At 73.7% G+C, this 8,257-nt stretch carries 9 protein-coding genes; 1 reads left to right on the forward strand and 8 read right to left on the reverse strand.

The window, feature by feature from the left end:
• The 3 genes from JZ5iCDA_RS13460 to JZ5iCDA_RS13470 all read right to left on the reverse strand — a co-directional run.
• A partial coding sequence (locus JZ5iCDA_RS13460) for a choice-of-anchor M domain-containing protein (RefSeq protein ID WP_069387636.1) occupies window positions 1-818 on the reverse strand: 818 nt, incomplete at its 3' end.
• Between the two features lie 22 nt (window positions 819-840).
• Complete coding sequence (locus JZ5iCDA_RS13465) at window positions 841-2,409, reverse strand: anchored repeat ABC transporter, substrate-binding protein (RefSeq protein WP_069387637.1); 1,569 nt, start codon at window positions 2,407-2,409, stop codon at window positions 841-843.
• Window positions 2,410-2,498: 89 nt separating this feature from the next.
• The gene (locus JZ5iCDA_RS13470; RefSeq protein WP_069387638.1) at window positions 2,499-5,729 is read right to left on the reverse strand and encodes a TIGR03773 family transporter-associated surface protein; all 3,231 of its coding nucleotides are present in this window, start codon (window positions 5,727-5,729) and stop codon (window positions 2,499-2,501) included.
• A gap of 195 nt (window positions 5,730-5,924) precedes the next feature.
• On the opposite strand from JZ5iCDA_RS13470, the gene JZ5iCDA_RS13475 reads away from it, so the two are divergent.
• Entirely contained in the window at window positions 5,925-7,115 is a 1,191-nt protein-coding gene (locus JZ5iCDA_RS13475; protein WP_069387639.1) for a glutamate--cysteine ligase, read from the forward strand.
• A gap of 80 nt (window positions 7,116-7,195) precedes the next feature.
• On the opposite strand, the gene ykgO is transcribed toward JZ5iCDA_RS13475, so the two are convergent.
• The 5 genes from ykgO to rpmB form a co-directional block, all read right to left on the reverse strand.
• Complete coding sequence (ykgO, locus tag JZ5iCDA_RS13480; protein ID WP_069387640.1) at window positions 7,196-7,318, reverse strand: type B 50S ribosomal protein L36; 123 nt, start codon at window positions 7,316-7,318, stop codon at window positions 7,196-7,198.
• Entirely contained in the window at window positions 7,315-7,605 is a 291-nt protein-coding gene (locus JZ5iCDA_RS13485; RefSeq protein WP_069387641.1) for a type B 50S ribosomal protein L31, read from the reverse strand. The genes ykgO and JZ5iCDA_RS13485 overlap by 4 nt, the downstream gene beginning before the upstream one ends.
• A gap of 11 nt (window positions 7,606-7,616) precedes the next feature.
• Window positions 7,617-7,922, reverse strand: coding sequence for a 30S ribosomal protein S14 (gene rpsN, locus JZ5iCDA_RS13490; protein ID WP_069387642.1), 306 nt, complete (start codon window positions 7,920-7,922; stop codon window positions 7,617-7,619).
• Window positions 7,922-8,089, reverse strand: a complete 168-nt coding sequence (rpmG, locus tag JZ5iCDA_RS13495) for a 50S ribosomal protein L33 (RefSeq protein WP_069387643.1) — start codon at window positions 8,087-8,089, stop codon at window positions 7,922-7,924. Before rpmG ends, rpsN begins: the two co-directional genes overlap by 1 nt.
• Window positions 8,089-8,257, reverse strand: a 169-nt coding sequence (rpmB, locus tag JZ5iCDA_RS13500) for a 50S ribosomal protein L28 (protein WP_069387644.1), incomplete at its 5' end; no start/stop codon positions are given. The genes rpmB and rpmG, both read right to left, overlap by 1 nt.

Genomic DNA, 8,257 nt, shown 5'->3' on the forward strand with positions numbered 1-8,257 from the left:
TCCTCGTCGGCGGGCTCGTCGGCGGTCGCGGAGGCGTCCGGGCTCGCGCTCGCGTCCCCCTGCGGCTGCTCCTCGGCGGTCTCCCCTGCGCTCTCCTCGGTGGCCGCGAACGCCGTCTGCGGGTCGGTCGCCGTCCCGACGGCGAAGCGCAGCACGGCCGGGTCCTCGACCGTCGTGCCGTCCGTGAGGTCGGCGAGCACGGTCACGTCGAGCGTGTAGACGCCCGGCTCGGTGAAGACCCAGTTGGCGTGGACGTGCGTGTTGACCTCCATCCACAGGTCCTGCGGATAGTCGGCGCCCGACGTCCACAGCACGTTGGGCGGCCCCGTGACGCCCTCCTGGAGGAAGAGGAAGAACGAGCCGGGCCCCTGCACGCCGTCGAGACGCAGCGTCGCGCCGCGGCCGATGCGCTGGGTGACCTCCGGGTCCTGGGTGTTCCAGCCCAGCCACACGACGTCCTGGTTCTGCACCTGCGGCACGACGTACAGCGGCGTGCCCGGCTCGACGCCGAGGAACGCGAAGTCGGGGCTGTCCGGGGCGGGCAGCACCGACTCGTCGAGCACGTGCATGACGGTCTCGTCGGGGTAGCGCCACACGGCCGGGAGGGTGCGGTCGTCGCGCGCCTGCAGCGTCCACGTGCCGTCGAGGAAGCGGGGACCGATGTCGACGTGGCCCTGCGTCACGACCTCCGGCCCCTCGACGCTCGCCTCGTCCGCGCCGACGCGCTGCTGCAGGTTCGGGTCGTCCTGGGTGTCGGCGGGCAGCGGTAGCGCGAGCAGCGCGGCGGTGAGCAGCGCGGTGAGCGGTCGGGGCGTCATCGGTGTCCTTCGGGGTGTCGGGTCAGGCGAGGCAGCGGCGCAGCGAGTCGGCGTTCGCGCGCATCATCTGGACGTAGGTGGTGACCTCGCGGTCGAACGCGTCGGAGTAGAGGGGGCAGACCTGCACGCCGTTCTCCTGCGCGACCTCGGTGAGGACGGAGGACCGCGCTGCGAGGTTCGGCTCGAGGAAGACCGCCGGGACCTCGAGCGTCCGGACGGTCTGCGTGAGCTTCGCGCGCTCGGCGACGCTCGGCTCCGTCGCGGGGTTGGGCGTGACGAAGCCCGCGATCTCGACGTCGTACGCCTTGCCGAGGTAGGCGAACGCGTCGTGCGTCGTCACGAGGTGGCGCCGGGACCGGGGGATCTCCGCGACGGTCCGCTGCACGTAGGCGTCGGTCTCGTCGAGGGTGCGCAGGTAGGTCTCCGCGTTCGCGCGGTACTCCGGGGCGCCCTCGGGGTCGACCTCGATCATCGTGTCGCGCATGATCTCGACGTACGCCTGGGCGTTGCGCACGTCCTGCCACAGGTGCGGGTCGATCTCGCCGTGCACGTGCTTGCCGAGGACGGCCTGCGGGAGCTGGTAGATCTGCTCGTCGGGCCGGCCGAGGAAGCCGAAGTCCGGCCCGGCCGGGACGGGGGCGAGCGCCTTGTTGGGCACCGAGATCACCGTGTCGTCCGGGTCGTGCACGTGGTGGTGCCCGCCGACGTCCTCGCTCGAGTCGGACCCGATGGCGATCTCCGCGGAGTCGAGCTGGACGGCGAGGTCCGCGTGGCCGCCGTCGAGCACCTCCGCGCCCTCCATGCCGGGCACCGACCACGGGTCGACGCCGACGGCGAACGTCACCGTCGTCGAGCCCATCTCCACGGGCGGCGCCTCCGACGACGGCCGCAGCTCCGCCTCGAGCGCGAGCCGGTAGACGCCCGGCTCGGAGAACGTCCAGCTCATGTGGGTGTGCGCGCCGGTGGGCAGGGTGACGCTGTCGTCCTCGTCGAACCCGTCGGCCGAGTCGAAGTACACGCGCGGCTGCCCGAACGTCTCGGTGAGGTAGCCGGTGAGCTGGCCGGGGCCCTCGATGTCGGTCGCGGTGAGCAGCACGTCGGACGCGCGCGTCGCGCCGTGCTCCGCGCCGGTGCCGTCGACGGCGAGGCCGAGCCAGATCGTGTCGAGGTTGACGTTCTCGACGAGCGGGATGATCTCCGCCGCGTACTTCACGGCCGACTCCGCGAGCGAGACGTTGGGGACGTCCGCCGGGAGGTTGGCGTCGAGCATCGTGATGATGCTGTGCTCCTCCAGGAGCATGTAGTTGCTGAACGCGACGTCCGCGTAGACGACGTCGCGCACGTCGCGCAGGGACGGCTCGTACGAGTGCGGGTCGCCGCCCTCGGGCACGAGCGACGTGACCGTCGCGCGGTCGCCGACGACGTTGCGCGCGAGGTCGGCGAGGACGCCCGTCGTCGTGACGACGCTCAGCCCGTCCGCCGGGTCCGCCGTCCCCGGGCCGGGGGCGCACCCGGCGAGGACGGCGACGACGCAGCCCGCCGCCGCGGCACGGACGGCTGGCGCGCGTCGCGCCGGGTCACCGGTGGTCATGGTCGGGCTCTCTCTCGGGCGGGCAGGACCCGCCCCGCGGCGCCGCCGGAGGTGGGGCGCGACGCCGCGGGGCGGGTGGTCGGTGACGGTCAGCCGGCGGGGTGCGCGCCCCGGCGGCGGGAGACGCCGTACAGCACGCCTCCGGTGACCAGGAGCAGCGCACCGAGGGCGAGTGCCGACACCGGGTCGGCGCCCGTGGACGCCAGGGCGGCCTTCTGCTCGGCGCTCAGCGCGCACTCCTCGCCGGAGGCGGTCCGGCCGACGTACGTCGTCTTCGTCGTCGTGCCGGAGCTGTCCCCCACGGAGAACGTGAGGGTCGCGGTGTCCGACACGGTGCCGCCGCTCTTCAGCGGGACGGACAGCGTGAAGGTGACCGTGTAGACGCCCTGCTCCGTAAACGCCCAGTTGGCGTGGACGTGCTGGTTGAGCGTCACCTCGGTGCTCTTGCCGAAGCCGGGCATCGTCCCGAAGAACTTCTGCCCGACGCCGCCGAAGTTGCCGGTGCCGTACACCCCGAGCTCCCCCGGGCCGTCGACGGCGTCGAGCCGGTAGGTCACCGGGCCGGCGGCCGCCTCGACGAGCGTCGAGTGCTGCGTGTTCCAGCCCAGCCACGGCACGCCGGACTCCTGGACCTGGCCGATCGACCAGATCGTCGACCCCGCCTCGCCGAGGAAGTCGAACCCGGCCGGGACCTCGTCCTTCGCCGCGTCGCCGAGACGGAACGTGAGCGAGCCCGGGTCGACCCAGCTCGGCGGCTGCTTCCGGTCGTCCTTCACGGTCGCCACCAGGCGGCCGTCCTCGACGCGCGAGCCGAAGTCGAAGTGCCCGTCGGTCACGCCGCCCCGGGCGGGGGTCCGCACCTGGCTCGTGACCGGCGTCGGGATGCACTGCTCGGGGGCCGGCGCCCCGGCGCCCGGACCTCGCGCGCCACCACCACCGGCACCACCACCGGCACCGCCACCGGTGCCCCCGCCGGTGCCGCCGCCCGGGTTCTGCGCGTCCGCCGTGGTCGCCGTGAACGGGGCCCAGCCGACCAGATCGCCGGAGGCCGAGTCGTAGAGGGCGAGCTTGTGCTCTCCCGTCCCGACGGAGGTCGGGACGGTCACGCCGACCTCCCCGTCCTGCGCCGAGGCGGTGCCCGCGCTCGTGGGCTCGGAGTAGACGTACGCGACGACCTCCTGCCCGTCCGCGAGCGACGGCGACGTCACGGTCGCCTCCTCGCCCAGGGCGTACGATGCGGCATCCAGCGTCACGTCACCCCGGTTCGCCTCGGTGAGCTCGGCGTCCGTGAGCGGCTGCCACGGCGGCACGTAGGCGCCGACCCGCACGTGGTACTCGGCCGGCTCGCCCGGGACGGTCTTCCCGTCCGCCGTCCGCAGGCTCGGCGTGACGGTGAGGTGGTAGTCGCCGGCGGCCGTGAAGATCCAGTTCGTGTGGACGTGCGCGTTCGCCGCGACCGGGATCCTGCCCGTCGACGTCGTCGTGTCGACGTACCGGTTCACCGGGTTGCCGAACGAGTCGTTCTGGAACGTGAACACCTCGCCGGGGCCCTCGACCGCGACGTCGAGCGTCACGGGGCTGCCCGAGGCGGGCGTGATGCCCGTGCCCTCGAGCGAGGACAGCAGACGCTCGGTGCTCCAGCCGACCCACGGCAGGAACTCCTGCTGGTCGCCGCTCTGGGTGCCGACCCACGCGTCGGTGCCGCCGTGCTCACCGAGGAACGCCCACGCGCCCTCGGCCGCGGGGAGGCGCTGGACGCCGCGCTCGTCCTGGTAGGCGAGGGTGACCTCCGCCGGCGAGCGGTACGCGGACCCCGGCTCGTAGATGCGGGTGTCGTCCTTCACCGACAGGACGAGCTTTCCGCGCGCCGCGTCGTAGGTGGTCTCGAAGCCGTCGACGTGCCCGCGGTGCAGCACGTACTCACGGTTCGGCTCGGACGTGCCGGGGTCCGGCTCCGGCTCCGGCTCCGGCTCCGGCTCCGGCTGAGGCTTCGCCGTGACGTCCAGAGTCACCGGCTCCGAGGTGCCCGCGACACGGTCGCCGTCGAGCAGGACGGCGCGCACGCGCGCGCCGTCGTCGGCGAGCGCGACGACACGCTCGTACGTGGGACCCGTGGCGCCCTCGGCCGGGACGAACTCGTCGCTGCCCGCGGCCGCGACCTCCCAGCGGTACGTCGACAGCTCGGTCAGCGGCTCCTGCGCCGCGGTGATGACGGCGGTCGCGCCCTCGACGTGCTCGGCTGCGTCGGCCTTCACGGTGACGGTCGTCGTGACGGGCGCCGGCTTCGCCGTGACGTCCAGGGTCACCGGCTCCGAGGTGCCCGCGACACGGTCACCGTCGAGCAGGACGGCGCGCACGCGCGCGCCGTCGTCCGCGAGCGCGACCACGCGCTCGTACGTGGCGCCCGTGGCGCCGTCGACCGGGACGAACTCCTCGCTGCCCGCGGGCGCGACCTCCCACCGGTAGGTCGACAGCTCGGTCTGCGGGTCCTGCGCCGCGGTGAGGACGGCGGTCGCGCCCTCGACGTGCTCGGGCGCGTCGAGCGCGACGGAGACCGACGTCGTCACGGGCTCTGGCGCGCGCTCGCCGATGCGGAAGTGGTACGTCGCGGGGTCGCCGGTGATCGTCCCGTGCTCCGTGGTGGCGAGGGACGGGGTGACGACGACCGTGTAGTCGCCCTCGGCCGTGAACACCCAGTTGGTGTGCACGTGGGCGTTCGCGGCGACGGGGATGGTGCCGCCGGGCGACGTCGTGGTGTCGACGTAGCGGTTGATCGGCTCGCCGAACGAGCCGTTCTGGAACGCGAAGACGTCGCCCGGGCCCTCGATGCGGACGTCGAGCGACACCGGCTGACCCGGGGCGGGCGTGATGCCCGTGCCCGCGAGGCTGCCGTTCAGGCGCTCGGTGCTCCAGCCGACCCACGGCGCGTACGCCTGCTCGGACCCGGTCTGGGTGCCGAGCCACGCCTGCGTCCCGCCGTAGGCCCCGAGGAAGGACCAGGCACCGGTCGCGGGCGGCAGCGTCGCGATCGAGCGCTGGTCCTCCCACGCGAAGGTCGTGCTCTCCGGTGCCCAGATCGCGGAGCCGGGCTCGTAGATGCGGGTGTCGTCCTTGACGTTCAGCACGACCCTGCCGGTCGCGGCGTCGTAGGTCGTCTCGAAACCGTCCACGTGGCCGTGGGTCAGGACACGCTCGCGGTCGGCGACCGCGGCCGCCGCCGACGGCAGGGCGCCGCCCAGCACGGGGACGAGGAACGACGCGAGCAGGGCGAGCACGCCCAGGGCGGCCGTCAGCGGCCTGCTGCGGGTGGTGAGTGACACGAGGTCTTCCTCTCTAGGCCGCCGACCGGCGGCCGCCGGGGACCGGAAGCTCCGGACCGGGCACGGTCGCGAGGACTATACCGACTGGGAATCATTATCATCAAGCGCCCTCGAGCAATCACCCAGTGCCGCGACCCCGGCCTGCGAGCGCCCGCTCGCGGGCCGACGATGAGGGACCCGGGGAAGGAGTCGCCGATGCGGACCTTCGGTGTCGAGGAAGAGCTCATGGTCGTCGACGGCCGGACCCGGCTGCCGATGGCCGCCGGCGAGGGCGCGGTGCACCACGCCGAGGGCAACCGGGCCACGGGCCACGAGGAGCGGCCGGCTCCGGACGCCACCGCCAGGACAGGGCCGTCGCCCGCGGCGCCCGCCCCGGCCACCGGGACGCACACGCTGACCGTCGAGCTGCAGCAGGAGCAGGTCGAGGTCGTCGGCCCGCCCTGCACGACGCTGGCCGAGCAGCTCGCGGCCATCCGTCGCGGCCGGGTACTGGCCGACGACGCCGCCCGCGCCGTCGGCGGGCGCGCGGTCGCACTGGCCACCTCGGTGGCCGCAGGACGACCGCACCTCGTCCCGGAGCGGCGCTACCGCCGCATCCAGCAGCACGTCGGCCTGCTCGCCGCCGAGCAGCTCACGTGCGGGCACCACGTGCACGTCCACGTCGAGGACCGCGAGGAGGGTGTGGCGGTGCTCGACCGGATCCGCGTGTGGCTGCCGGTGCTGCTCGCGCTGAGCGCCAACTCGCCGTTCTGGTACGGGGTCGACTCGGGTTTCGCGAGCTACCGCTACCAGGTGTGGTCGCGCTGGCCCACCGTCGGGCCGTGCGAGGTCTTCGGCTCGGCGCGCGCGTACGACGAGCAGGCCGAGGTGCTGCTGCGGACAGGGGTGCCTCTGGACGACGGCATGCTGTACTACGACGCCCGGCTCTCCGCCGCGTTCCCCACCGTCGAGGTCCGCGTCGGCGACGTCTGCATGGACCCCGTGCACGCCGCGGTCCTGGCTGCGCTCGTGCGCGCCCTCGTGGAGACGGCCGCCCGCCGGTGGCGAGCCGGCGAGCCACCCGCGGCGATCGGCGCCGCACAGCTGCGCGCCTGGACGTGGCGGGCCAGCAGGTTCGGCGTGGACGGGCTGCTGATCAGCCCCGCGACCGGGACCCCGCGCCCGTCCGGCCACGTCGCCGCGGAGCTGCTCGAGCTGCTCCGCCCGGTCCTCGACGAGTACGGCGAGGACGACCTCGTCCAGTCCGTCGTCACGACCATCCTCGACGAGGGCTCGGGCGCGCGCCGGCAACGGCAGGCGTTCGCCCGCCGCCACGACGCCGCGGACGTGGTCGACGACGCCCTCGACGTCGGGACACCGCCCGCCGCCCCGGAGCCGCCGCCGTGACGCGTGAGGCCGGAGGCCGCCACTGGCGGCCTCCGGCCTCGTCCCCTCGCGGCGGCCGTCGTCGCCGCGCCTCGTACGTCTCAGCCCTGGCGCGCCTTCCAGCGCGGGTTGAGCTTGTTGATGACGTACGTCTTGCCGCGGCGCCGCACGACCTTGGCGCCGGGCTTGTCCTTGAGCGAGCGCAGCGACGCGCGGACCTTCATCGCGCACCGCCCTGCGTGCGCGTGCCGTAGCGCTGACGGAACCGCTCGACGCGGCCGGCGGTGTCCACGACGCGCTGCGTGCCGGTGTAGAACGGGTGGCTCGCGCTCGAGATCTCGACGTCGACGACCGGGTAGGTGTTGCCGTCCTCCCACTCGATCGTCTCGCGCGGGGTCCCCGGCCCGCCGGGGTGGTTCCCGGCCAGCGTGGAGCGGGTCAGGAACGCGAAGTCCGCGGACTTGTCGCGGAACACGACCCGCCCGTACTCCGGGTGGATGTCCTTCTTCATGGGTGTGCCTCCTACCAGCTCGACTTGGTGACGCCCGGCAGCTCGCCGCGGTGCGCCATCTGACGCATCCGGACGCGCGAGAGGCCGAACTTGCGCAGGTAGCCGCGCGGGCGGCCGTCGGCGACGTCGCGGTTGCGCAGGCGCGTCGCGCTCGCGTCGCGGGGCTGGCGCTGCAGCTCGGCGACGGCCGACGCCTTCTCCTCGGGCGTCGCGCCGGGCGACGCGACGACGCGCTTGAGCTCGGCCCGCCGCTCGGCGTACCGGGCGACGACCTCGCGACGCTGCTCGTCACGGGCGATCTTGGACTTCTTGGCCATCAGCGCTCCTCGCGGAAGTCGACGTGCCGGCGCACGACGGGGTCGTACTTGCGCAGCACGAGCCGGTCGGGATCGTTGCGCCGGTTCTTGCGCGTCACGTAGGTGAAGCCGGTGCCCGCGGTGGAGCGCAGCTTGATGATCGGACGCAGGTCCTGGCGTGCCGCCATCAGACCTTCTCCCCTCTCGCCAGGATCTCGGCGACGACGACGTCGATCCCCTTGCGGTCGATGGTCTTGATGCCCCGCGCGCTGACGCGCAGCGTGACGTGGCGCCCGAGCGAGGGCACCCAGTAGCGCTTCTTCTGGATGTTGGGGTCGAAGCGCCGCTTGGTCCGC

Source organism: Cellulosimicrobium cellulans, assembly GCF_001722485.1.
Lineage (GTDB): Bacteria > Actinomycetota > Actinomycetes > Actinomycetales > Cellulomonadaceae > Cellulosimicrobium > Cellulosimicrobium cellulans_A.

Bases quoted from the DNA above. Each gene is read 5' to 3' on its own strand.
- JZ5iCDA_RS13475 (WP_069387639.1), top strand. From the start codon at position 5,925: ATGCGGACCTTCGGTGTCGAGGAAGAGCTCATGGTCGTCGACGGCCGG.
- rpsN (WP_069387642.1), bottom strand. From the start codon at position 7,922: ATGGCCAAGAAGTCCAAGATCGCCCGTGACGAGCAGCGTCGCGAGGTC.
- JZ5iCDA_RS13485 (WP_069387641.1), bottom strand. From the start codon at position 7,605: ATGAAGAAGGACATCCACCCGGAGTACGGGCGGGTCGTGTTCCGCGAC.
- ykgO (WP_069387640.1), bottom strand. From the start codon at position 7,318: ATGAAGGTCCGCGCGTCGCTGCGCTCGCTCAAGGACAAGCCCGGCGCC.
- rpmG (WP_069387643.1), bottom strand. From the start codon at position 8,089: ATGGCGGCACGCCAGGACCTGCGTCCGATCATCAAGCTGCGCTCCACC.
- JZ5iCDA_RS13465 (WP_069387637.1), bottom strand. From the start codon at position 2,409: ATGACCACCGGTGACCCGGCGCGACGCGCGCCAGCCGTCCGTGCCGCG.